Origin of the sequence: Sphingobacterium spiritivorum, assembly GCF_016724845.1 — a bacterium.
In the GTDB taxonomy this organism is placed as follows: Bacteria; Bacteroidota; Bacteroidia; order Sphingobacteriales; family Sphingobacteriaceae; genus Sphingobacterium; species Sphingobacterium spiritivorum_A.
The window spans coordinates 3,532,715-3,557,380 of sequence record NZ_CP068082.1; the positions used below are offsets into that span (position 1 = coordinate 3,532,715).

Sequence of the window (24,666 nt, forward strand, 5' to 3'; positions counted from 1 at the left end):
CAGGCTGATCAGGCAGTCGCTATAAAATACCCTCTCTTTTTTAAGGAGAGGGTAATCACAACTTTACAAAATACAAGTAGACCCTGAACCTGCATACCTCACGGTACTCAAGGATTCAGGGTCTCGTTTTTGGACCTTATATGTCTGTTAAAAATTAATAATTGAGCGACAGACCGGCGCCGAATCCCATATCACTGTCATAGTGGGTTCGTATACTCATATTCTTTGTCAGGATGTAATTAAGCCCAAGCATGTACTCCTGATCTGTATTGTACATAAAATCACCGCGCAATCTTTTTGAAAGCGGTATATCCTCGCGCATGACAGCCAGACGAACAATACCATCGTGATAGACCTCTGCCTGAAAATTAATGAGCATTGGCAGGGTGTACATAAAACCTAAACTGACTGCACCTCTTTTGTCTTTCTTATTAGTCTGTCCGAATAGATTCTTTTCATGTTCATCTTTTCCCATTTTACGGTAACGCCAGTCAAAACCTACAAAAGGCATCAGCCACTGCATTTTTCCGATATATCTGCCTACATGCGTCTCTACTTCATAGCCATGCATGTCATTATAACCCAGTCGCCATTCCGTTCCGACACTCCATCTTGCATTCTGCACCATCGCCTGACCGTCATTACCATTTGTGGCAAAATCATTCTGCGCCATAAAATGCCACATATTACTTTCTTTTTGAAGCATCTTATAAGCGCCGGCCTTGTCAGGCAGGATAGGGTTTTGATAATCGCCCACTTCAAACACCCTGTTCATCCCGGACATCATGTGATATAAGATATGACAATGAAAAAACCAGTCACCTTCCTCATTGGCCAGAAATTCAATCGTATCGGTCTCCATTGGCATAATATCCAGTACATTTTTTAACGGAGACTTATCACCCTTCCCGTTGATCACTCTGAAATCAAATCCGTGCAAATGCATAGGGTGTCGCATCATAGAGTTGTTGTACAGCGTGATGCGTAGAATCTCTCCTTTTTTAACCGGTATTTTGTCTGTTTCCGAAAGGACTTTGTTATCCATACTCCATACATAACGATTCATGTTTCCGGTCAGTACAAATTTTAATTCTTTAACGGGAGCATCTTTCGGAAGTCTGGTGTCGTAAGGAGAGGACAACATGGAATAGTTGAGGGTCACGATATCACCCAAAGCATTTGCATTATAGCGGTTTGGATCAGCATCCATATTGTGTTTGCTATGATCCTGCTTTTTTGAATTGCTTCCCGTAATTTCAGGATACATGACGACATTCATATCCATTTTATTGAGACTCATCTGCATCCCCATATCATCCAGATCGCCATTCATTTTCATCATATCATTCATCATCTTCATGCCTTCAAAATACTTAAGACGCGGAAGAGGAGAGAGCAATTGCTTGACACCATTACCGATAAAGTAACTGGACGAATTGGTACGGTCTTCAGTCGTTGCCATAAATTCATAGGCTATACCATCTTCCGGGATGGTCAGCACCACATCGTACGTCTCAGATACAGCTATAATCAGCCGATCTACTTCTACAGGTTCTACATCATTACCGTCATTGGCGACCACGGTTATTTTTCCTCCTGCATAACGGAGCCAAAAGTAAGATGAAGCGCCCCCGTTAGAGATACGAAGCCTTACTTTATCGCCGGCTTTGAGCGGTTTGCCGTCTACGCTTTTGAGGTCTGTAAATGGATTGCCATTCATTAAGATCTTATCATAATATACATCACTGACATCCATAGCCAGCATTCGCTTCCATTCATTCTTAAGCTTGATTTTGAGCTTTCCTTCTTTGACAGCTTCAGCATAGGATTGTGTAGCGCCTTTTTTTATTGCTGCCCAGTCGTTTGCATTGTGCAGCATCCGGTGCACATTATCCGGATTCAGATTAGTCCATTCACTGAGTATGAGCGGTACGGCAGGTAGGTCATCAATACCTTTTCTGAACGTTTTGTCATTTGCTCTTTTCTTCATGATGAAACTTCCGTACATACCGATTTGCTCCTGTAGCCCCGTATGAGAATGATACCAGTGCGTACCGTTTTGAATAATGGGAAACCGGTAAGTAAAAGTAGCTCCGGGTGCGATCTGGGGTTGAGTCAGATAAGGTACGCCATCTTCCTTATTCGGAAGAAACAAACCGTGCCAGTGTAAGGAGGTATTTTCTTTGAGCTCATTATGAACCACAATCTCCGCAGTGTCACCTTGAGTAAATTCCAATGTAGGCATAGGTATCTGCCCGTTGACGGCAATAGCCCTCTTGTTTTTGCCTGCATAGTTTACGATAGTATCTCTTACATACAGATCGTAGCGTTTGACTTGCTGAGCTCCTGATTCCATCAGAATGAACAAAGCGAAAAGAGATATAAATATTAATCTTAGTTGATGTTTCATTTAAATTTAAATTATGAACCGTTCGCTGAACAGCTCAAAATGAAGATATTATTTGTCGTTTTAGCATAGTTACAGTTTTTCTTCTTTTATGATCAATTCATTAAAATAAGAAATCAGTTCGTCACGTTCATCCTTTGACAGCGATCCATGCATCAGGCTATACGAAGTCAACGGCATACTACCGTCTTCGAGCACCTGAATTACACTGTTAAATTTAGTTAGTTTCTTACGCTTTCTGTACGTGGTAAGCTCATCAAAGTTTAACCTTTCTTTTCCTTCTGTTATATGCGCAGACATCATATACTCTATCGGCTGAATAGTTGTATACCAGGGATATTCAGTATAATTACTGTGGCAATCAAAACAAAAGGTTTTTAACAAACTGTTAATGTTTTCCGGCGGTAAGAAATGCGTGGTAAAATTAAAACTGTTGTCCTCCCGGATATTTTTAGGAGTTGCAGGGATAAACTGGAGAATAACAAATACCCCTGTAATTATGCCTGCAACTATTCCTCTTGTTTTCATTAGTTTAAAGTTTCCGTCAGTGTTCCGCAGACCTTTTTCTCTATTCCAAGATATGGATTTTGTACCTCTCTGGTATCCGATAACCAGATCTGAGGTTTACTACTCAGCTTACACTCAAATTTGTAAAGGGTATGCTGTACACCCACTAATTTGATATAGTCATAAATGTCCTGGCTAATGATTTCATAGTGTTCTCTTTGATGGATAAGATTGTCTTTACTGTCAAGAATATGCTGAATATTTTCAGTTGTATTTTCCTGTATATCTTTCAATTCTTCCTGTGAAGCCGTGTTATCTGCAGGCTGTACTTTCAATACCTTTGCAAATGTATTCGCAGCTTGTATTATTTTATCCTGATCCTGCAGATAAAGAGATTTTCCCAAATCTAAATATGCTGTAACGATAGGGCTTGAATTGCCCGAGTCGGAAACCTCTGCTGTATCTTTCAACGATGAAACTGAATCTTCGGACTGAGTTTTGTTTGTTGTAGTTCCGGATTGACAAGCCATCAAAAATAGCGGAGCCAATACTAATATGATCATTCTTTTCATAATGTGAACTGATATATGTGTTAACTATTCCGACTTCTTATTTAATTGTTTCCTTTGTTGATCCGCATGTCAGCATCTGTGATCCATAGTACGGATTCTGTATTGCTTTTTCTTTGCTTAACCAATTGGCTCCTTTGCTGTCATTGAACATCGGACAATGATTATAGTATACGGTATATGCAGGATCAGTAGCTTTGATCAGTTTATAGATATGCTCTGATAATGTCATGAAAGCTATGCGTTGTTTTTCCAGTCCTTTTGAAGACTGAAGAGCAGCAGTCTGTTTTTCAAGATCTTTCATCACCATCATCCATACATCATGTTCTTTTGGCTGCAGTTCACCCATTTTAATTGCTGCAATGCCCGATTTTAAGTTTGCAGCACCTGCTGTTACAGCTTTGCTGTCACCTTTTATCAAGGCATCTTTTATTGTAAAGTAATTCTTGTACAAAGATTCGAGTTTAGACTCCTTGGCAGTATGTCCGTTGGTATCACCTGTGGTTGAATGATCCATTTTAGAATGGTCTGTTTCCTTCGATCCGTTGTCTGCCTGATGACTTGTTTTGATGCTGCCCTTGTACTGGCATTCAGGACTGAGCGCCTGATATACATCAGTAGGTGCGAGATACATTTCGTTATCGAATCCAGCTAAAGCCACGCGCTTCAGAACTTCATCTTTTGAGGTTTTCTGACTGTTATAAGTGAGTGCGGCTTTCTTTGTATTTGTATTCCAGTCGAGTGCAGCTTCCCCTTTTTTGCCTCCTGCCTTTTCAATAAGGGTTTTACAAGCTTCTGAATTTCCTTCGATGCGGATGGATTCAGTTTTTGCATTTTTGATCTGTGCAGCAGCCAGCACAGGTGTAGCTGCTATTCCTGATAATAAGATCAGTGAAAATATATTTTTGAATGATTTCATGTCAGTATTGTCTTTTGATACCCATGTTTCCAATAAGATTCAGGGTATGATGTCCATATAGATTAATTAGTATTATAATGTCACAAGTGGATATAATGTTTTACATCTACCGGTAAACAGAGAAGGTGCTGTCCTTACGGATAGGGCACACTTCTGGCTATACATTACCTGTTAAACTAGTCGCGGCGGCTGCCAGATGGATAAGACAACAGACAGGATCGACATGTCATTCTTCCAGAATACGGAGTTGCTGATGTCGAAAAGATGAGGATTGAATGTTAAATGGGATGATGCAGAAAGATTTACTTTTGCGGGTATATGACAAATCTGGCCGCTACATTTCTGATCACAATCTTTTGTTTCGTGATGTTTTTGCTGATCATCACAACAAGACTTTTGAGATTTGCTGTTGCGATCAGTGTTGCAGCTGGAAGATGATGCAGGCATATGTTCTGCCACGGGCTCACAGGAGAAAGCCTGCTGCGGAGAGAAGATCAAACCGAGCCATAAGACAGAAAATATGATATACCATGTTTTATACATCAGTACAAAATTAATGTATGAAGGCTGAAGAATAAAATCAATCTGTTATATTATTACAGAAAAGATGTGTAGAATTATGGTGACAGCCCGAATGATTGGTAAGTTGTTGTAAATGCTTTATAATTAGGGATTTTAAATATTTTAATCTTTTTAGTGGTAAAATATTGATGGATCATTCTGCCGGAATCTGAGAAATTCTATAACCATTATCCGAAATAATATAACTCCTATACGTCCATAATTGAGCATTTTTGTGCCGTATATGAAAAAAATATTTCTGCTTTTTCTTTCTTACCTGTATCTGATGTCAGCCTTTGGTGTGGCTATTCAGACACATTTCTGTAAAAAAGAAACTGTTCAGGAAACGAGTTTTTTCACTAAACCCATTCCCCGGGAAGAGCCTTGTGCGATCTGCGTAAGTAAAAATAAGGGACAGACCAGGAAAAAAGAAGGCTGTTGCCAGCACGAGACAAAAGTACTCAAGTTAACAGATGAGCAGCAGAAAATTGTCAAAACGGATCTGTCTTTCAAATTCTGGAATGAAGCCATTTTGCACCGGTTCTTTGGAGCTGTATTCGAATCCCCTTCAGTTCATCAGACCTCTGCCTTTGAGCACTATCCTCAACCTCTTCTCTCTGTACAGGTAACTCCGCTGTACATTTATCATTGTGTATATCGTATTTAGACAATAACCTCTTCCATTTAGCAGTCTCCTTACATTTTTTTTGAATGTAACATCCTGTCAGCAGATGCTGTTACGGGCCGGACTCTATTTATTGTCTCATTTTACTATATATGATATGTATCCAAAAATTATAGCATCAGGGATACTGTGTCTTGGATTCACCCTTGTACAAGGGCAGATTCTAACACTCCCGGATGCAGCAGAACGATCCGTTCAAAACTATCACAAAATCAAGGCTAAGAAGTCTTTAACAGATGCTTCTTCGGAAAATATATCTTTCCGTAAAAGTATGTACCTGCCCGATGTAACGGCTATGGTGCAGCAGTCATTCGGCTCGGTGAATGCACAGAATGGTCCCATGTACGCATATGGCGGTCTGGGTGTAGCATCTACGTCTATGCCTTTGGCCGAACAGAATTGGAATTCAGTATTCGGATCACTGTATCTGGCCAATATCAACTGGAATGTCTTTACTTTCGGCAGACTCAAAAGCGAGCTTTCTGCGGCACGGGCCGGTTATCAGGTGCAGGTTTCTGATTTAGACCAGGAGATTTTTCAGCATCAGATCAAAGTAGGTGCCGCTTACCTCAATCTCGTAGCCAGTCAACGTCTCAGATACGTGCAGGAGCGCAACCTGTTTAGGGCACAGGTATTTTATGATATGACAGAAAGCCGTGCAAACAGTGGTTTGATTCCGGAAGTTGATGCTTCCTTAGCCAAAGCAGAAGTGTCAAACGCCCGATCTGCGCAGATCAAAGCGTATGATAAGGTGTTGGCATATTCCACAGATCTGGCAGTGTTAATGGGTGAACCTTTTCAGCATTATAGCATAGATAGCCTTTACTATACTTCTGAACCTCCGGCAGCAATGGTATCCGGGCTATCTGCAGGACAACATCCGGTACTTTTACTTCAGCAACATAAAATCAATGAAAGTGTGGAGCAGGAAAAAGTAGCTCTTGCCACAAAGAGACCTTCACTGTCCGCATTTGGTGTGATTCAGGGAAGGGGTACAGGCTTCGACTGGAACTATGTCCAGGATAATACGGCTTATTCCTCATCTTACTGGAAAGGAGCAGGTATAGACAGAACCAATTATATAATAGGGTTCAATCTGAGCTGGAACATCAGTAATATCTTTCGTAATGATCATAAACAGAAGCAACAACAATACCTTACACAAGCTTTCAGAAATGATTATGAGCGGATGAATGAAGAGTTACTGGCGCAGGAAGCGTTGGCAAATGCACAATATGAGAATGCCAGAGACAACCTCAAAGAGACGAAGATTCAACTAGAGTCTGCAACATTAGCGTATCAGCAACACAGTGCACTTTACGAAAATGGATTAACAACTCTGATTGACTTTACACAGGCACTCTATGCACTCAACCGTGCTGAAATTGAATATGAGATCGCAAAGAATAATATCTGGCAGGCCCTGCTGTTGCAGTCGGCCGCAAACGGAGATCTCCATATGTTCCTTTATTCACGTTCAAAATAATTCCGGAAAATGAATCTAATACGTTTCGCATTGCGAAAGCCTGTATCCATTATGGTAATGGTGATGGGACTTTTATTCTTTGGAATCAAGGCCACCAAAGAAGTTCAGGTCGATATACTTCCTGAAATGAACTTGCCTGTAGTCTATATTGCACATTCCTTTCACGGATATACTCCGCAACAGATGGAAGGATATTTCACTAAAATGTATGTGAATATGATGCTCTTTGCCAATGGGATCAAGAGCATTGAAACCAAAAATACACAGGGACTGACCCTGATGAAAATAAACTTTTATGAGGGTACAAATATGGGAGAAGCTATTGCCTCCATCAATGCGCTATCCAGCCGTTCGCAGGTATTCCTGCCGCCCGGAGCGCCTCCTCCGTTTATTATTCGTTTTGATGCCTCTTCACAGCCGGTAGGGCAGCTGGTATTCAGAAGTGATACGAAAACTAATAATGAGCTGCAGGATATAGCCAATTTCAATGCCCGGCCATTTCTCATCGCTATTCCGGGGTTGACTACGGCACCGCCTTTTGGCGGTAGTCCACGGACGATCGAAATCAATATCGATCCCAATAGACTGAGAACGCATTCGCTGTCTCCTGAGCAAGTGGTGGAGGCTATCAGCAGACAGAATATTACCTCTCCGTCCGGAAATGTGTATATCAATGATATCAACTACCTGACTCCAACCAACAATACCCTGAAGACGGTAGAAGAGTTTGGAGATATTCCGATTTTTAAAGGACAGGTTGATAATGTCTATATCCGGGATGTGGCTACGATAAAGGACGGAGCAGATATTACGACCGGCTATGCGTTGATAGATGGTAAACGCTCTGTTTACATCAATATCGCTAAGTCGGGTAATGCTTCTACCTATGATGTCGTGCGTAATCTCAAAAAAGCGATTCCGAATATTCAGCGAAATCTGCCTGAGGGAGTATCGATCTCCTATGAATTTGATCAGTCTGTATACGTGATCAATGCCGTGAAAAGCCTGGTCGTGGAGGGAGTATTGGGGGCGCTACTGACCGGATTAATGGTCTTGCTTTTCCTGAGAGACAGGCGTGCAGCCTTGATCGTAATCCTGACTATTCCTATTTCCATCATAGCGGGTGTGTTGTTTCTGAAGCTATTCGGACAGACTATTAATATCATGTCGTTGTCCGGATTGGCACTGGCCATCGGAATATTGGTAGATGAAAGTACGGTTACAGTAGAGAATATCCATCAGCATTTTGCAATGGGAAAATCCAAAGCACAGGCCATTTGGGATGCATGTAAAGAAATAGCATTTCCCAAACTGCTGATCCTGTTGTGTATTCTGGCTGTATTTGCTCCGGCAATAGTGATGACCGGGATACCGGGCGCATTGTTTATGCCGCTTGCATTAGCCATTGGATTCTCTATGATTATATCTTTTCTGATGTCTCAGACTTTTGTGCCTGTAATGGCCAACTGGCTGATGAAGAATAAAAAGGAACATGAAACAAAAGAAAATGGATTTGACAGGTTTAAAGCACGGTTTTTACACTTTTTAAACCACCTCATGCAGCGGAAGAAAGTTATCTTTTCGCTAAGTATGATTGCTGCACTTACAGTTGTTTCTTTTATGTATATCCATATCGGAAAAGATGTATTGCCATCCGTAAACTCCCGCCAGTTTCAGGTACGGATCACTGCACCTGAAGGTACACGTATAGAAAAAACCGAACAAAAGATCAAAGCTGTGTTAGGTGAACTGGATACTTTATTAGGCCAGGACAATGTGAGTATCTCATCCACCTTTATCGGACAGCACCCTTCGACTTTTGCCGTGAGTCCGATCTATCTCTATAATGCCGGACCGCATGAAGCCCTGATGCAGGTTGCTCTTCGGTCGGTAGACGGGGATACCGATGCTATGAAAGATAAAATCCGAAAGCATCTGCAGGAGCGGATGCCTGAATTGAAATTATCTTTTGAACCTATAGAACTGACCGAAAAAATACTGAGTCAGGGAGCAAATACTCCTGTTGAGATCCGTGTTTCGGGAATGATGAAAAAGATGAATATGATGTACGCCAATAAGCTTCTGACTAAGCTCAAACAACTGGACTACATGCGTGATCAGCAGATTCCCCAGTCCATGAACTATCCGGCTCTGGAAATCCATATTGACCGCACCCGGGCTGCCCAGTTGGGATTAGATGCTCAGGATATTGCCAAATCACTGGTTGCGACTACAGCTTCTTCCCGCTATACCAGTAAAAATATGTGGGTAGGAGGGATGATGCATATAGCATATGATGTACAGGTACAGATGCCTCAGCATCTGCTGACTTCAGAAGATGAACTTGCCAATATCCCATTATCTAAAAATTCGGACAGACCGGTACTCGGAGATGTCGCAACGATCACACCTGTCAAAACAATGGGTGAGAGTTACAATGACGGAACAATGGGATATACTACCGTCACCGCTAATTTACATCAGGCAGATCTGGCAAGAGCGAAAAAGGATGTAGAACTGGCGATTGCATCCTTGGGCGAACTGCCCAAAGGAATCAATATCAAACTGGCCGGAATGGCTCCTGTACTGGATGATACATTCAATAGTCTGTTGAGCGGATTATTAATAGCAGTCATCGTGATTTTTTTGATGCTGACCGCCAATTTTCAATCCTTTAAAGTTTCATTTGTCATCCTGACTACCGTACCTTTCGTGGTACTGGGGTCATTATTGCTGCTTCATCTTACCGGCTCTACTCTCAACCTGCAGTCCTTTATGGGTATTATTATGTCGGTAGGCGTTTCTATTGCCAATGCAGTCCTGCTCATCAATAATGCAGAGACCCTGCGTCTGCAGACCGGAGATGCGACTACATCAGCACTACAAGCCGCAAATCTGCGTATGCGCCCTATTATAATGACAACCCTGGCGATGGTAGCCGGCATGTTGCCGATGGCCATCGGATTCGGAGAAGGAGGAGATCAGGTGTCTCCGTTAGGTAGAGCCGTAGTAGGCGGACTCTTTGCTTCGACCTTTTCCGTACTGATTCTCCTGCCATTACTATTCAGCTGGATACAGCAAAAGAGCAGTATCACCTCTGTATCTCTTGATCCTGAAGATGAATCCAGTATCCATTATTCACCCTCCAATACTAATCTTTAATTATATGAACAATTTAATATATATGCTGGCTTCGGTCATCCTGTTTACATCCTGTGCCGGCTTTAATAAAGACGAGAAACAAACCTCAGAAGAGAAGGCTATGGCAATGCCGCAAAATCTCAAGACAGTCGCTATTCAAAAAAGTAATCCCCTTGTCAGACTGAAGCTGGCAGGAGAGCTGTCACCCGATCAGCAGACGGATCTCTATGCAAAAGTCAACAGCTATGTAAAGAGCATTCGTGTGGATATAGGGGATCGTGTCAGCAAGGGGCAGGTTCTTGTAATTCTGGAAGCACCCGAGATTCAGTCTCAGCTGGCTACTGCAAAGGAAAAGTGGAAAGGACAAGAAGCAATTTATGCGGCGACAAAAGCTAATTATGATCGTATGTTGAAAGCGAACGAGACTAAGGGAGCTATTTCACGGGACGCGCTGGATCAGATCACGGCCAAACGCCTGGCTGACGAAGCGCAGCTCAATGCGGCCAGAGCAAGTTATCAGGAATTGAAGAATATAGAAGATTATCTGCTGATCCGTGCGCCGTTTTCAGGAGTTATCACGGATCGTAATGTCGATCTCGGGGCATACGTCAGTCCAATGGGAAAAGGAGGAGAGAAACCACTGCTTACCGTACAGAACACGCAAAAGCTAAGATTATCTCTGTCCGTTCCGGAAGCGAATACGGGTTTTCTTCATCTGGGTGATACCATTCATTTTACCGTACGTTCCCTGCCACAGAAAAAGTATTTTGCAAAGATATCCCGTAAATCAGGAACGCTGGATATTAAACTTCGTGCTGAAAAAATTGAAGCTGATTTTAATAATGTGCAGCAGGAACTAAAACCCTTTATGGTTGCGGAGACGCTCATTCCTCTGCAACATGCTGAAGCGACCTTCTTTGTTCCGAAAACTGCATTGGTAGAAAGCAATCTGGGACTATACATTCTCAAAGATGAAAATGGAAAAGTAAGAAAAGTTCCCGTTTCCAAAGGACGAAGCCTGCCGGATCAGGTAGAAATATTCGGAGATCTGGAAGACGGAAACCATATTATACTGAAAGCTTCTGAAGAAATTCAGGAAGGCACAACAATTTCGAATATAAAAAATAAAAAATCATGAAAATTATAAAAATGTTAAGTGGATCAGCTATGTTGCTGATCCTGTTATCAGGATGTCAAAATAATAATACTCCCGCTAAAGTGACATCTGTAGAAGAGAAAAGCCCGGCAAAACCGGCAGCATTGCCCGGAACAGTTAAAAAAGGAGATCATGTTCCTTCGGAATTAGTCTGTATGGTCAATGATGCGTATATGGGTAAAGAACAGATCAAGGTCGCTTATGAAGGAAAGACCTATTACGGGTGTTGCAATATGTGCAAGGAACGTATTCCCAAAGATGCTGCTGTCCGTACAGCTATAGATCCGCAGACTATGAAAAGCGTGGATAAGGCTTCGGCTTATATTGTCATGATCGGCGATAACGGAGAGGTAGCCTATTTTGAGAGTAAACAGACCTATGATCAATTTCTGGAAAAGCAACAAGACTAAGTTTTAGTGCATGAATGACCTATAATTGCCAACTGTATCACAATTTCCAAAAGCCCGTAAGGGCTTTTGGTCTTTAAAGGAAGAAATGCAGGTTTGTCCCAAATTATACCTCAGATTTTCCAATTTTGAAAAAATCGCTATATTTGCAGCATATTTTAAAACACACATCATCATATGGATAGTTGCTCTATATAGAATTTACACCTTTCGTGACAGACTTGTCGCCTAGCTGGGTATAGGATTTCTTTTAAATTCTATCACAATGTTTCCGTTTCCGGAGCATTGGAAATCATTTTTTTATTTTTATGGACAGAGTGTGCCTTTTAGGGTATTCTCAAAATTAGTTTATATGCAAAATTCCTGGAAAAAGAAATTTTCTATTATATGGGTGGGACAGTTTATCTCCCTGTTAAGCAGTACAGCAGTCAACTTTGCTGTCATTATCTGGTTGAGTCTGGAAACAGGCTCTGCTGAAGTATTGGCTTACGCAGCTATTGCAGGTCTGCTTCCACAGGCTATTATCGGTCCGATAGCAGGTGTGTATATTGATCGTTGGGACCGTAAGAAAACAATGATGTTTGCGGATGGTTTTGTCGCATTCTGTACACTGATTATGTCGGTCAGTTTTTATATGGGTAATGAAAGTTTGTTGTTACTCTATGTTATGCTGGCACTGCGCTCTGTAGGTTCTGCATTCCACATGCCGGCTATGCAGGCTGCGATTCCTATGCTTGCACCTCAATCTGAATTGTTGCGTATAGCAGGTATTAATCAGATTATACAATCTGTATCGAGTATTGCAGGGCCTGCACTTGGAGCGCTGGCAATTGGATTTATGTCGATCGGCAATGTGTTGCTTCTGGATATTGCCGGAGCAGTCGTGGCGATTACTTCCTTACTGTTTGTGCATATTCCCAATCCTGAAATAGCAGAGAAGGCCAAAGCAAGTGTACAGCAGGTGTGGAAGGATATCAAACTGGGATGGGAAGAAATACGTAAAAACAGAGGACTTTCTTACTTGTTTTTATATTCGGTCATTGCTACTTTTTGTATTATGCCCGTTGCTGTACTTTTCCCATTGATGACTATCAATCATTTTGGTGGAGACAAAATAGAAATGAGTATAGTCGAAATGGCCTGGGGTGTAGGTATGCTGATCGGTGGCGGATTGTTGGGTATCTGGAAACCTAATATCCATAAAGTCATTATTATTAATACTATGCATATGCTGCTTGGTATTAGTCTGGCGATATCCGGCTGGCTTCCGGTTTCCGGATTTATTCTGTTCGTCATGCTTACGGGTATCGGTGGATTAGCCGCTTCAGTATACAATGCCAGTTTTATGACGGTATTGCAGGAAGAGGTCAATCCGGCCATGATGGGACGTGTATTTTCAATGTTCTTTAGTATTGTGGTAATTCCTTCTGTGATCGGGCTGTTAAGTACGGGTTTTGTAGCAGATACCATAGGCGTGAATCTTACCTTCATTATCCTCGGACTGGTAGTAGTGGGAGTAGGATTGCTTTCTTTCTTTACGCCTTCTCTGATGATGTTGGGTAAAGTGAAGGAAACGACACAAAAAGAAGCCGAACCGTCAGAAGAGGTCTGATAGCTATCCGTATTAACGACTATATACAAGAGGCTGTCTGAAAGGTACTGTAAAACCCGAACCTTAGAGACAGCCTCTTTAATTTTTATATCTTTTTACCGGATCACTTCACTGATCTGTACAACCGGCATGACATTGGTATATTTCGGGAAGTCGGCTGCAAAAGTTTCTCTGTTCTTTTTTAACCCTTCTTCATAAGCGGCTACATTCTCAAAGTATAAATGTCCTATCGCCATATAAGGCGCGGGAGTATCGGGAGATCCGCCTCCGATTCCTTTATCTATCGTAAGACCTTTTAATGCATCGCCATATACCCGCTGAACTAAAGGCATATGCTTGTTGATATAATAATCCATGTCAAAAGTTTTGCCTTCCCCATTCGGATAGAATATGGTCACTTTAATCATCCCTTTCTTATGAAAGGTTAAAGATGGAGCAGAATTTTGCTGACAGCTGACCAGTAGAGCCAGCATAACAATCAGTAATCCGATTTTTGTTTTCATAATGTCTGATATTACAAGGGTTTATAATCTTTAATGGTTAAGATTTACGAATATAAAGATGGTGATTTTTCATTTAATTAAATGACAGAGAATTTGAGCTGAAATTCCCTCTCCTTATGAAGAAGAGGGGTAGGGAGAGGTTTTAATAAAAAAAATACCCTCTTTAAGCTAAAGAGGGTATTTTTATAATATACGTCTGAAAGACTATTTTTGATTTTCAATCCATTTGCGGGCATTGACAAATGCTTCTATCCACGGAGATACTTCATCTTTGCGACCATTCGGATAATAAGCCCAGTTCCACTGAAACGCCGAACGTTCGATATGTGGCATGGTTACCAGATGACGACCGGTTTTATCACACAACATAGCCGTATTGTAATCTGAACCGTTAGGATTTGCAGGATATTGTTCATAAGCATATTTCGCTACGATCTGGTATTGATCTTCAGATTGCGGCAGATTAAATTTACCTTCTCCATGTGAGATCCATACACCTAAAGTTGATCCGGCAAGCGTAGATAACATCACTGAATTGTTGTTCTGGACTTTTACAGATACAAAGTTAGACTCATGTTTCTGTGAAGTATTGTGATGCATTTTTCCGTGTACCTCATGATCAGGGTTGATCAGTTCCAGTTCCATGAACAACTGACATCCGTTACATATCCCTACAGATAAAGTATCCGGGCGGGCAAAGAAATCTGTCAATGCTTTTTTCGCTTTTTCATTGTAAAGAAACGCACCTGCCCAGCCTTTGGCCGAACCTAAAACATCAGAATTAGAGAATCCGCCTACTGCTCCGATAAACTGAATGTCCTCTAATGTTTCACGACCTGAGATCAGATCGGTCATATGCACATCCTTTACATCAAATCCGGCAAGATACATTGCATTTGCCATTTCACGCTCGGAGTTTGAACCTTTTTCACGTAATATCGCTGCTTTTGGTTTCGGACGACTGTTATCAGTAGCTGGTTTTCTGCCATCAAAATGAGCTGGAAACACATATTTCAACGGCTGGTTTTTGTAGTTACTATAACGTTCCTGGGCCATTCCGTTCTTAGATTGTCTGGAATCTAACAGGAATGATGTTTTATACCAGGTATCTCTTGTCTCTGCTACGTTAAATGTAAACAGGTCTTCATTATTCTTGAATGTTACAGCTGCACCTTCGATAACTTCACCGATCTTCACCGCTTCAATTCCGTTTTCCGTTAATGCTTTTTCAAATGTAGCATCGTTTTTAGCCTGAAGGACAACAGCGATATTTTCATTAAACAATGCTTTTACGCTATCCGTTTCCTGTAATCCGGACAGATCATAGTTTGCTGCAAGATTTACATCTGCAAAACACAATTCAAGTAAAGTCGTTACCAAACCACCTGAACCGACATCATGTCCTGCTGCAATCTGATCTGCTTTGATAAGATCCTGAATTGTATTGAATGCCTTTCTGAAATAAGCTGCATCCGTAATTGTCGGTACTTCCGTACCTACTTTATTTAAAATCTGGGCAAAAGAAGAACCGCCTAATTTGAAGCTGTCTTTTGAAAGATTGATATAGTAAACAGAACCTGCATTTTTATTCAGGACAGGTTCTACGACCTTATTAATATCTGTACAATTTCCCGCTGCTGAAATAATCACAGTTCCCGGAGCAATCACATCCCCGTTTGGATATTTTTGCTTCATAGACAGGGAATCTTTTCCTGTAGGGATATTTATGCCTAAGGCAATAGCAAATTCTGAACAGCTCTGTACTGCTTCATACAGACGGGCATCTTCTCCTTCATTGTTACAAGCCCACATCCAGTTGGCCGATAAGGATATACCTGACAGTCCGTTTTTGATCGGAGCAAATACGATGTTGGAAAGTGCTTCGGCAATAGCCGTGCGTGAAGCTGCAGCCGGATCTACCAATGCAGCAACCGGCGAATGACCTACAGTTGTGGCAATACCTTCAGCAGATCTGTAATCCAAAGCCATTACACCGACATTGTTCAGCGGCAATTGTAACGGACCGGCACATTGTTGTTTGGCAACACGGCCTCCCACACAACGGTCTACCTTATTTGTCAGCCAGTCTTTGGACGCTACTGCTTCCAGTTGCAATACCTGATTCAGATAAGTCGGGATATCGTTTTTCGTATACTTCAGTTCAGCATACGTACGGTTAACCGTGCTGTCGTTCATAATGGTTTTCGGAGAAGACCCGAAGAAATCTTCCAGTGCAAAATCCATTGGCTTTTCTCCCGAAGTTTTGGATTCGAAAGTAAAGCGATGATCGCCGGTGACATCTCCTACAGTATACATCGGTGAGCGTTCCCGATCGGCTACTTTTTGTAAAGTAGCAATGTCTTTTTCACCGATAACCAGTCCCATACGCTCCTGAGATTCATTACCTATGATCTCTTTTGCGGATAGAGTAGGATCCCCGACAGGTAATTTGTCCAGGTCTATCAATCCACCGGTTTCTTCTACCAGTTCCGAAAGACAGTTTAAGTGTCCGCCCGCTCCGTGGTCATGGATGGATACGATCGGATTGTGATCCGATTCTACCAGTCCGCGGATCGCATTGGAAGCTCGTTTTTGCATTTCAGGATTGGAACGCTGAATGGCGTTCAGCTCGATACCCGATCCGAAAGCTCCTGTATCTGCAGAAGATACAGCTGCTCCTCCCATACCGATACGGTAGTTTTCACCACCCAGGATCACCACTTTATCTCCCGGTTGTGGCTTATGTTTTTTTGCCTGATCCAGCTTGCCGTAGCCTATACCTCCGGCTTGCATGATTACTTTGTCATATCCGATCTTACGGGCATCTTCTTCATGCTCGAACGTCAATACTGAACCTGTAATAAGCGGCTGGCCAAATTTGTTGCCGAAATCTGAAGCTCCGTTGGATGCTTTGATCAGGATATCCATTGGTGTCTGGTACAGCCAATCTCTTTCCTGCATTGCTTTTTCCCATGGACGCTCTTCATTGAGGCGGGAATAAGATGTCATATAGATGGCTGTCCCTGCCAGTGGCAAAGAACCTTGCCCACCAGCCAGACGGTCGCGGATTTCACCTCCTGAGCCTGTCGCAGCTCCGGAGAAAGGTTCTACGGTAGTCGGGAAGTTGTGTGTCTCTGCTTTTAAGGAAATCACAGATTCGAACTCCTTTTCCGTGTAATAATCAGGCTTATCAGCAGATTTTGGTGCAAATTGTGTCACAACAGGACCTTTTATAAAGGCCACATTGTCTTTATATGCTGAAACGATATCATTAGGATGTGTTTCAGAAGTTTTTTTGATCAGTTTGAATAGAGAAGTCGGTTTAGCCTCACCATCGATCACAAATGTCCCGTTAAAGATTTTATGACGGCAGTGCTCTGAATTGGCCTGCGAGAATGCAAAAACCTCAGAGTCTGTCAGCTTACGACCCAGTTTTGCCGAAAGGTTGTTGAGGTATTCTACTTCTTCCGGATTTAATGCCAGACCTTCCTGCTTATTGTAAGCCGCAATATCATCCACATCCATAATAGGCTCAGGAGTAATGTTGATAACGTATATTTCCTGTGTAAGTGCGCTATACTTCTGGGAGATCATCGGGTCGAAGTCGGCGAAATCAGCTGTCACCGGTTGAAATTCTTCAATGCGAATAATGCCTTCAATGGCCATATTTTGGGTGATTTCGACCGCATTGGTACTCCACGGAGTGATCATTGCGGCACGAGGGCCTACATAGTAATCATCAAGAGTGGTTTTTTCAATTTTGGTTGCGTTGCCAAATAGCCAGTTGAGTTTAGAGATATCTTCGGTTGATAAATCTTTTTGAGTTTGAACAGCATAAACAGTGTTCGATTGGTTCACAAAGAAATGAATCATTACTATGAAATTGTTGTCTTGTAGAATTAAAGTACAAAAATACGTTAATCCTTTGACTTAAATAGCATAACAGCGTAAAAAATGGTGTGTAGTAAGGAGATATTTGTATTTCGCAGTCAGAGCAGCAAGCAGGGGTAAAAAAGAAGGCGAGTTGCCCCGCCTTGAATGTTTGCACAACGGAATAATCCTTATTGTGAATTGCTTTCAAGACAAAGTTAATAAATATTTTTTATTTGAAATACGGGAAACCGTAATTATGATGTATTTTATTTTTTATATATTTAGGAAACTATAATTGCGAATAAATTATGAAACATATACTTGGACTTGATTTAGGAACTAATTCTATTGGATGGGCGTTGATCAAACAGAATTTCGAAAATAAACAAGGAGAAATCCTTGGAATGGGCAGCAGAATAATACCGATGGGAGCAGAGCTAAGTAAGTTTGAACAAGGACAGGCTCAAACTAAAAACGCCAACAGAAGAATTGCAAGGGGAACAAGGAAACTCAATAAAAGATATAAGCAGAGAAGAAATAAACTGATTTATATTTTACAAGGGCTTGGGATGTTACCAGATCAAATTAAGCTGGTGAATCAATTTTCTGATCCAAATAAGTTAGATAAAATTTCAATACTTCCAATCTCTAAGAATCAACAACAATTAACAGCTTTTGATTTACTGGAATTACGTGTGAAAGCATTGACGGAAAAGATTGAATTAGAAGAATTAGGGAAGGTTATTTATAAATATAACCAACTTAGAGGATATTCCGGGGGTAACTCAGAGCCGGAAAAGGAAGAAAATAATGAAGATGAATCTGAAGAAAATGAAAAAACGAATGATAGTTTTGTAGTTTTTTCCAAAGTTCTGTCATTAGGATTGCCTGAAGAAATAACTTTTAAAGGTAAAAAGCTAAGTAAAAGAAAAATTGCGATTGAAACAGAAGACGGAATCATCGAAGCTGAAACTTTTTTAGATAGTTTAAAAGAAAATGACTCCTTAGAACTTCATGTTAATATTCGTCGTGCTAAATCCGGAGATACAATTACCATAAAACTCCCCAGCAAAACAAGTTGGAGGAAAAAAATGGAAAATATCGAAAAACAATTGGCAGATAAGTCAAAAGAGCTTGGTAGAGAATATTTTATCTCAGAACTGTTATTCGATATTCTTAAAGAAAATAAATGGGCAAAAATTCGCAACAATGTGATTTTGCGCTCTAGATATGAATCGGAGTTTGATGCTGTTTGGAGCGAACAATCGAAATATTACCCAATCCTTAACCATTTAGAAACAGACAGATTACAAAAAATATTAGAGTTTATATTTCCAGGACAAAAAGAAAGCCAGGAAAAGCTACGACAAACAGGATTAAAAGAAGGACTAAAATATGTTATTAAGAATCAGGTTGTATTTTATCAGAGAGAACTTAAGGATCAATCAGATTTAATATCAAACTGTCGATATGAGCCAACTGAAAAAGTTGTAGCCAAAAGCCATCCTGTTTTTCAGGAATATAAAATTTGGGAGCAGATCAATAAATTAGTTATTAATACCAAAATTGAAAATGGTGTAAATAGAAAAGGGGAAATCAGATATAAGTATATTGACAAACCGATTCCGGTGGCTCTAAAAGAGTGGCTGTATGAAGAATTGCAAAGTAAAAAAGAAGTTTCTTTTAACCCAATACTTACAAAACTCAAAAAAGAATTTAAACTGAGAGAAAATGTTGACTTTCTTAATGGGATGAACGCCAAAGATAAGCTGAAAGGAAATGAGACAAAAGTAATTTTGCAAAAAGCTTTAGGGGAATTGTGGAATATATTTGGTTTGGATGATTCTGAAAGACAGGTGGAGCTCTGGGAAATACTCTATAATGGTAAGGGAAATGAATATGATTTAACAAGTGAAAGAACTTCTAATATATTAGCGTTTATTGAAAAATATTCACCTGATTTAGAAAATAAGAACGATGTAGCTATTAAGATTTCTAAAATAAAATTTAGCAGAAACTATTCGAACCTCAGTTTAAAAGCAATTGATAATATTTTGCCATTAGTGAGAGCAGGAAAGTTTTTTGATCAAAATTTTTCTGAAGCATTAAGTCACAAAATTGTTAAACTTTTGAATGAAAATGTGGAAGATCCGTTTGAAAAGTCGGCTCAGGAGTTTTTAGATAAAAATCAAGACGTTTTATCAGATGGAGGAATTGTAAACGCTATTGCAACAATATTAGTTTATGATAAACATACCGCTAAAGAATATTCTGGCGATGAACTAATTAAAGAATTTACCCAGATCTCAAGATTAAAACAAGGAGAACTAAGAAATCCTTTGGCAGAACAAATCATCAATGAAGCACTAGTTATTGTAAGAGATATTTGGAGAAAATATGGTTTTAAGCCTGATGAAATAAGAGTAGAACTGGCAAGAGAGCTTAAAAACAATGCAGTTGAGCGTGGTAAAATGTATTCTGCAAATTTAAAAAGCCAAAAACATAATGCAGAAATAAGAAATAAACTTATAGAACTTAAGCAGGAAATTTCTATTGCCAACATTGAAAAATATAAATTATGGGTTTCTCAGGAAAACTTACAGGAAGTATATCTTAAGAACTATAACGATCCGTCTAAATCTGAAATAGAAAAATTAAAACTCTGGGAGTCTCAAGGTCATATATCGCCTTATACAGGACAGCCAATTTCGCTTTCGGAACTGTTTAATCGTGAAAGATATGATGTTGATCATATCATTCCGCAGTCAAGATATTTTGATGATTCTCTGTCTAATAAAGTAATTTGTGAAAAATCTATAAATAATGAAAAAGGGAACAGAACTTCTATGGAATATTTCGAAGTAGGTTCAGTAAATTACCGGATTTTTACAAAAGATCAGTTTATTGATCATGCAAATAAATATTTTTCAGGAAAAAAACGAAAAAATCTGTTGGCAACTTCCATTCCTGAAGACCCTATTCAGAGGCAGATAAAAGATACTCAATATATTTCTATTCGAATCCGTGAAGAATTGAATAAAATTGTCGGGAATGAAAACGTAAAAACTACAACAGGAGGAATAACGGATTATCTAAGAAACCATTGGGGGTTAACAGATAAGTTTAAAGTTTTATTGAAAGAAAGATATGAAGCTGTATTACCGAAAATTGCTCAATTAGAATATGATAATTATAAGAAAGAAACTGAAAAGAAGTTTACAGAATATAAAAATGCTGATGTTGAATTTAATGAACCTATTTTGGATGAAGAAATTTTTATTGAAAAATTTAGAAGCGAGTTTATAAGGAAGAAAAATAATAAACTGATTATAAAAGGCTGGAGCAAAAGAATAGATCACAGACATCACGCTATGGATGCTCTTGTAATAGCCTGTACTCAACCAGCACATATTAAAAGATTGAATGATCTCAATCAGGTTCTTAAAGAATGGTTGGATAAAAATAAAGAAAAATTTTTTCCCGGTTTTAGTGGTACTAAAACAGAATTGCTTGATGAAGTACTGAATTTAGAAGAAGAAAAAAGACGGGAAATATTTAACCAGCTGGAAAAATTCAGAGCTATTGAAATGCCTTGGAAGGGTTTCCCGGAAGAAGCAGAACAAAAACTTAAAGAAGTTATAGTTTCCCACAAGCCAAAAGATAAACTTTTGCTGCAATATGATATTCAAGGAAATAAGCAAATAAAATTAAGAGGACAATTACACGAAGGAACTTTATACGGTCTTTCGAATGGAAAGGAAATATATAGAATTCCAATCAATAAACTTGCAGGAAAACAATTTGCTACAGAAAAAACCATAGAAAAAATTGTAAATCCTTTTTTAAAGAATGTAATAGAAGAACATCTAAAATCCTTTGGTAAAAAAGAAGAAGCATTTTCAGCAGAGGGAATTTTAGATTTAAACAAAAAACTTGCTGAGCGAAAAGACGAACAACAAAATCCTAAACCACATCCTCCTATTTCAACTATAAAAATTTATTACAAAGATCCATCAAAATCTAAAAAGAAAAAAACAGATGATGAAGATGATATTTCGTTACAAAAATTAAATAGGAAAAAATCTTTTAATGATTCTCTATACGTTAAAACAGGTGATAATTATCTATTTGCAGTAATGGAGAAAGAAGTTTTCAATAAAAAACTAAATAAGGATAAAACAGAACGTCATTATGACTTGATAACTTTTTTTGACGCTGCTAATCTTTTAAAATCAGAATTCAATGCTTCAAATGACAAGAGAAATTTTAATAAAGAGGATTTGTTCAGAAAATATTTTGAAGAAAAAAATAGTGCGAGGTTACTCTTTACATTGAAACAGGGAGATTTTGTATATGTCCCAGATGATAATGAAGAAGTTATTTTGGACGAATCAAGTCCGTTGTTTATAGATTACTGGAAAAACATATCGGAAAGAAGTAATAATATACATGTGGTACAAAAATTCAGCGGAAAGGAAATTTACTTTCTGAAACATACCATTGCTGATACCATTGCAAAGAAAATTGAATTTGGATCGCAAGATTGTTATCAAAGTTTAAACGGAAAATCTATCAAAGAATTTTGTATCAAGATTGATTCAGACCGTTTAGGAAATATTTCAAAAGTCTAAACTATGATCAAGCGTACCTTGATGTTTTCTAATCCTGCTTATCTGAGTCATGCTAACAGGCAATTAATTATTGATCTTCCCGGAGAAGATAAGAAAAGGACGGTGCCTATTGAAGATATTGGTGTGATTGTTCTCGAAAATCAACAAATTACTATCTCTCATGGTTGCATTGCGGCTTTATTACAGAATAATGTAGCAGTGATTTCATGTGACAGCACACATATGCCTACGGGTCTGATATTACCTTTAGATGGGGGGCAAACCCAATCCGAACGCTTTCGCTATCAGATAGAAGCATCCCTACCTTTAAAAAAACAGTTGTGGCAACAGACGATTCAACAAAAAATCTATAATCAGGCCAGAATATTGGAAGATACGGGCCTGAAAGTGGATAATATGTATTACTGGGCAAAATCGGTTCGTTCCGGCGATCCCGATAATTACGAAGCACGAGCTGCCGCTTATTACTGGCAACATATCTTTCGTGAATTTTTTGATTTTAACCGGCATCGCGCAGGAGATCCGCCTAATAACTTACTTAATTACGGTTACGCTATATTACGCGCTGTAGTAGCCAGAGGATTGGTTTCTTCCGGCCTCCTTCCGACCTTTGGTATTTTTCACCGCAATAAATATAATGCATATTGTCTCGCTGATGATATTATGGAACCCTATCGGCCTTATGTAGATCGAATGGTTTATAATATGTTGTCAGAAGGATTGAATTGTAATGAATTGGATACTGCATTAAAAATGAGACTGCTGCAATTACCTCAGGTTGATGTACAGTTTGAAGATATTACAAGTCCGTTATTAGTTGCTGTTTCCAGAACTACGGCTTCATTGGCGAGATGTTTTGAAGGAGTTGTCCGAAAAATCAATTATCCAGCCTTATAAATAAAATAAGTCAATTTATGTTGTGAACCGTTTAAATCAATATAGAGTTTTGTGGATATTAGTATTTTTTGATCTTCCTACTGAAACGAAAAAAGATCGTGCTGTTCATGCCCGGTTTCGAAAAGAAATTATGCAGGATGGTTTTACTATGTTTCAATTCTCTATTTATCTGCGACACTGCAATAGTAGGGAAAACGCTGATGTACATGTTAAAAGGGTTAAAAGACTACTGCCCGAAAAAGGACATATAGGGATTTTAACGATTACAGATAAGCAGTTTGGCGATATAGAACTCTTTATAGGTAAAGACAAGAGTAAGCGGCCTGATACACCACAACAACTTGAGCTATTTTAAAGATCAGGATTTAAAAAACGGTATCAAATAAAAAAATACGGATCATATTGGTCCGTATTTTTTATTCTAATTTTTGATTTAACTAATTGATTTTTATGAATTTACGGTTTGGTATGTTGTTGTAAATATCATTAAATCAAAGAATGAAAGCAATTCACAACCCATTTCTAAAGTCTCATAGCGAATAAAAAGTTGTTGTAAATATCATTAAATCAAAGAATGAAAGCAATTCACAACTACCCGCTCGCACTACTGCAGTAGACAAACGTTGTTGTAAATATCATTAAATCAAAGAATGAAAGCAATTCACAACAAGGTTAACAGAATCAAGAGTATACAATGGGTTGTTGTAAATATCATTAAATCAAAGAATGAAAGCAATTCACAACTTTACCGCTGTTTTTAAGCCCTACTTCGATGTTGTTGTAAATATCATTAAATCAAAGAATGAAAGCAATTCACAACAGAATAACCCGAAATCTGATTTTAAGGCTGGTTGTTGTAAATATCATTAAATCAAAGAATGAAAGCAATTCACAACGATAGTCGAAGGTTGAAGATAGTATTTTTCGTTGTTGTAAATATCATTAAATCAAAGAATGAAAGCAATTCACAACACTCGCAAGTAGTTGCTCCAACTCCTGCACGTTGTTGTAAATATCATTAAATCAAAGAATGAAAGCAATTCACAACTGCCGAAACAAAAGGGAACCCTGGCCGCCGGTTGTTGTAAATATCATTAAATCAAAGAATGAAAGCAATTCACAACCACATCTTGGTGAACAAGAGATATTAAACAGTTGTTGTAAATATCATTAAATCAAAGAATGAAAGCAATTCACAACAACTCTATTAGAGTTCCTTCCGTCAAATCTGTTGTTGTAAATATCATTAAATCAAAGAATGAAAGCAATTCACAACTCTTCGTTGGCTAGCCGCCAACCCCTGGCCGTTGTT

16 protein-coding genes and 1 CRISPR repeat array (1 of these 17 running past the window's edge) are annotated in these 24,666 nt (G+C 39.3%); of the genes, 9 read left to right on the forward strand and 7 right to left on the reverse strand.

All coding sequences use genetic code 11. The annotated features are described in order from the left end of the window. Positions 1–154: 154 nt before the first annotated feature. The 5 genes from I6J03_RS14960 to I6J03_RS14980 all read right to left on the reverse strand — a co-directional run bounded on the left by I6J03_RS14960 (position 155) and on the right by I6J03_RS14980 (position 4,945). Positions 155–2,410 carry a multicopper oxidase family protein gene (locus I6J03_RS14960; RefSeq protein WP_003004924.1) on the reverse strand — a complete coding sequence of 752 codons (2,256 nt, stop codon included), beginning with the start codon at positions 2,408–2,410 and terminating at the stop codon, positions 155–157. Positions 2,411–2,479: 69 nt separating this feature from the next. After that, complete coding sequence (locus I6J03_RS14965) at positions 2,480–2,935, reverse strand: heme-binding domain-containing protein (RefSeq protein WP_003004922.1); 456 nt, start codon at positions 2,933–2,935, stop codon at positions 2,480–2,482. Further along, positions 2,935–3,486 carry a DUF3347 domain-containing protein gene (locus tag I6J03_RS14970; RefSeq protein ID WP_003004920.1) on the reverse strand — a complete coding sequence of 184 codons (552 nt, stop codon included), beginning with the start codon at positions 3,484–3,486 and terminating at the stop codon, positions 2,935–2,937. The genes I6J03_RS14965 and I6J03_RS14970 overlap by 1 nt, the downstream gene beginning before the upstream one ends. A gap of 37 nt (positions 3,487–3,523) precedes the next feature. Then, positions 3,524–4,402, reverse strand: a complete 879-nt coding sequence (locus I6J03_RS14975) for a DUF3347 domain-containing protein (protein ID WP_201693782.1) — start codon at positions 4,400–4,402, stop codon at positions 3,524–3,526. A 171-nt stretch (positions 4,403–4,573) separates the two neighbouring features. After that, complete coding sequence (locus I6J03_RS14980) at positions 4,574–4,945, reverse strand: hypothetical protein (RefSeq protein ID WP_157600397.1); 372 nt, start codon at positions 4,943–4,945, stop codon at positions 4,574–4,576. A gap of 262 nt (positions 4,946–5,207) precedes the next feature. On the opposite strand from I6J03_RS14980, the gene I6J03_RS14985 reads away from it, so the two are divergent. The 6 genes from I6J03_RS14985 to I6J03_RS15010 all read left to right on the forward strand — a co-directional run bounded on the left by I6J03_RS14985 (position 5,208) and on the right by I6J03_RS15010 (position 13,450). After that, entirely contained in the window at positions 5,208–5,630 is a 423-nt protein-coding gene (locus tag I6J03_RS14985) for an HYC_CC_PP family protein (RefSeq protein ID WP_003004909.1), read from the forward strand. A gap of 115 nt (positions 5,631–5,745) precedes the next feature. Further along, positions 5,746–7,134 (forward strand): TolC family protein, encoded by a 1,389-nt coding sequence (locus I6J03_RS14990; protein ID WP_039989798.1) that lies wholly within the window; start codon positions 5,746–5,748, stop codon positions 7,132–7,134. A 9-nt stretch (positions 7,135–7,143) separates the two neighbouring features. Next, positions 7,144–10,296 carry an efflux RND transporter permease subunit gene (locus I6J03_RS14995; protein ID WP_201693784.1) on the forward strand — a complete coding sequence of 1,051 codons (3,153 nt, stop codon included), beginning with the start codon at positions 7,144–7,146 and terminating at the stop codon, positions 10,294–10,296. A 4-nt stretch (positions 10,297–10,300) separates the two neighbouring features. After that, a complete protein-coding gene (locus tag I6J03_RS15000) occupies positions 10,301–11,413 on the forward strand; it encodes an efflux RND transporter periplasmic adaptor subunit (protein WP_039989634.1) in 1,113 nt (370 codons plus the stop codon). Beyond that, positions 11,410–11,841, forward strand: coding sequence for a hypothetical protein (locus I6J03_RS15005; RefSeq protein WP_003004900.1), 432 nt, complete (start codon positions 11,410–11,412; stop codon positions 11,839–11,841). Before I6J03_RS15000 ends, I6J03_RS15005 begins: the two co-directional genes overlap by 4 nt. A 349-nt stretch (positions 11,842–12,190) precedes the next feature. Beyond that, the gene (locus I6J03_RS15010; RefSeq protein ID WP_039989797.1) at positions 12,191–13,450 is read left to right on the forward strand and encodes an MFS transporter; all 1,260 of its coding nucleotides are present in this window, start codon (positions 12,191–12,193) and stop codon (positions 13,448–13,450) included. Positions 13,451–13,545: 95 nt separating this feature from the next. Here I6J03_RS15010 and I6J03_RS15015 read toward each other — a convergent pair whose 3' ends face one another. Together I6J03_RS15015 and purL are read right to left on the reverse strand one after the other, a co-directional pair. Next, positions 13,546–13,953 (reverse strand): EthD family reductase, encoded by a 408-nt coding sequence (locus I6J03_RS15015; RefSeq protein ID WP_003004895.1) that lies wholly within the window; start codon positions 13,951–13,953, stop codon positions 13,546–13,548. A gap of 204 nt (positions 13,954–14,157) precedes the next feature. After that, positions 14,158–17,826 (reverse strand): phosphoribosylformylglycinamidine synthase, encoded by a 3,669-nt coding sequence (purL, locus tag I6J03_RS15020; protein WP_003004892.1) that lies wholly within the window; start codon positions 17,824–17,826, stop codon positions 14,158–14,160. Between the two features lie 308 nt (positions 17,827–18,134). Here purL and cas9 point away from each other — a divergent pair, with 308 nt between their 5' ends. Genes cas9 through cas2 form a run of 3 tightly spaced genes read left to right on the forward strand, consistent with a single transcriptional unit; the run spans position 18,135 to position 23,709 of the window. Further along, a complete protein-coding gene (cas9, locus tag I6J03_RS15025) occupies positions 18,135–22,457 on the forward strand; it encodes a type II CRISPR RNA-guided endonuclease Cas9 (protein ID WP_201693786.1) in 4,323 nt (1,440 codons plus the stop codon). 3 nt (positions 22,458–22,460) lie between these two features. Then, on the forward strand, positions 22,461–23,354 hold the full coding sequence (gene cas1, locus I6J03_RS15030) for a type II CRISPR-associated endonuclease Cas1 (protein ID WP_003004883.1): 894 nt from the start codon (positions 22,461–22,463) through the stop codon (positions 23,352–23,354). Positions 23,355–23,376: 22 nt separating this feature from the next. Further along, positions 23,377–23,709, forward strand: coding sequence for a CRISPR-associated endonuclease Cas2 (cas2, locus tag I6J03_RS15035; RefSeq protein WP_002999140.1), 333 nt, complete (start codon positions 23,377–23,379; stop codon positions 23,707–23,709). A 115-nt stretch (positions 23,710–23,824) separates the two neighbouring features. After that, positions 23,825–24,666: direct repeats of the CRISPR family, unit length 46 nt; unit sequence GTTGTTGTAAATATCATTAAATCAAAGAATGAAAGCAATTCACAAC (it continues 723 nt past the right edge of the window).

Excerpts from the sequence above, each read along its gene's own strand:
- I6J03_RS14960 (WP_003004924.1), bottom strand. The coding sequence starts at position 2,410 with ATGAAACATCAACTAAGATTAATATTTATATCTCTTTTCGCTTTGTTC.
- I6J03_RS14965 (WP_003004922.1), bottom strand. The coding sequence starts at position 2,935 with ATGAAAACAAGAGGAATAGTTGCAGGCATAATTACAGGGGTATTTGTT.
- I6J03_RS14970 (WP_003004920.1), bottom strand. The coding sequence starts at position 3,486 with ATGAAAAGAATGATCATATTAGTATTGGCTCCGCTATTTTTGATGGCT.
- I6J03_RS14975 (WP_201693782.1), bottom strand. The coding sequence starts at position 4,402 with ATGAAATCATTCAAAAATATATTTTCACTGATCTTATTATCAGGAATA.
- I6J03_RS14980 (WP_157600397.1), bottom strand. The coding sequence starts at position 4,945 with ATGTATAAAACATGGTATATCATATTTTCTGTCTTATGGCTCGGTTTG.
- I6J03_RS14985 (WP_003004909.1), top strand. The coding sequence starts at position 5,208 with ATGAAAAAAATATTTCTGCTTTTTCTTTCTTACCTGTATCTGATGTCA.
- I6J03_RS14990 (WP_039989798.1), top strand. The coding sequence starts at position 5,746 with ATGTATCCAAAAATTATAGCATCAGGGATACTGTGTCTTGGATTCACC.
- I6J03_RS14995 (WP_201693784.1), top strand. The coding sequence starts at position 7,144 with ATGAATCTAATACGTTTCGCATTGCGAAAGCCTGTATCCATTATGGTA.
- I6J03_RS15000 (WP_039989634.1), top strand. The coding sequence starts at position 10,301 with ATGAACAATTTAATATATATGCTGGCTTCGGTCATCCTGTTTACATCC.
- I6J03_RS15005 (WP_003004900.1), top strand. The coding sequence starts at position 11,410 with ATGAAAATTATAAAAATGTTAAGTGGATCAGCTATGTTGCTGATCCTG.
- I6J03_RS15010 (WP_039989797.1), top strand. The coding sequence starts at position 12,191 with ATGCAAAATTCCTGGAAAAAGAAATTTTCTATTATATGGGTGGGACAG.
- I6J03_RS15015 (WP_003004895.1), bottom strand. The coding sequence starts at position 13,953 with ATGAAAACAAAAATCGGATTACTGATTGTTATGCTGGCTCTACTGGTC.
- purL (WP_003004892.1), bottom strand. The coding sequence starts at position 17,826 with ATGATTCATTTCTTTGTGAACCAATCGAACACTGTTTATGCTGTTCAA.
- cas9 (WP_201693786.1), top strand. The coding sequence starts at position 18,135 with ATGAAACATATACTTGGACTTGATTTAGGAACTAATTCTATTGGATGG.
- cas1 (WP_003004883.1), top strand. The coding sequence starts at position 22,461 with ATGATCAAGCGTACCTTGATGTTTTCTAATCCTGCTTATCTGAGTCAT.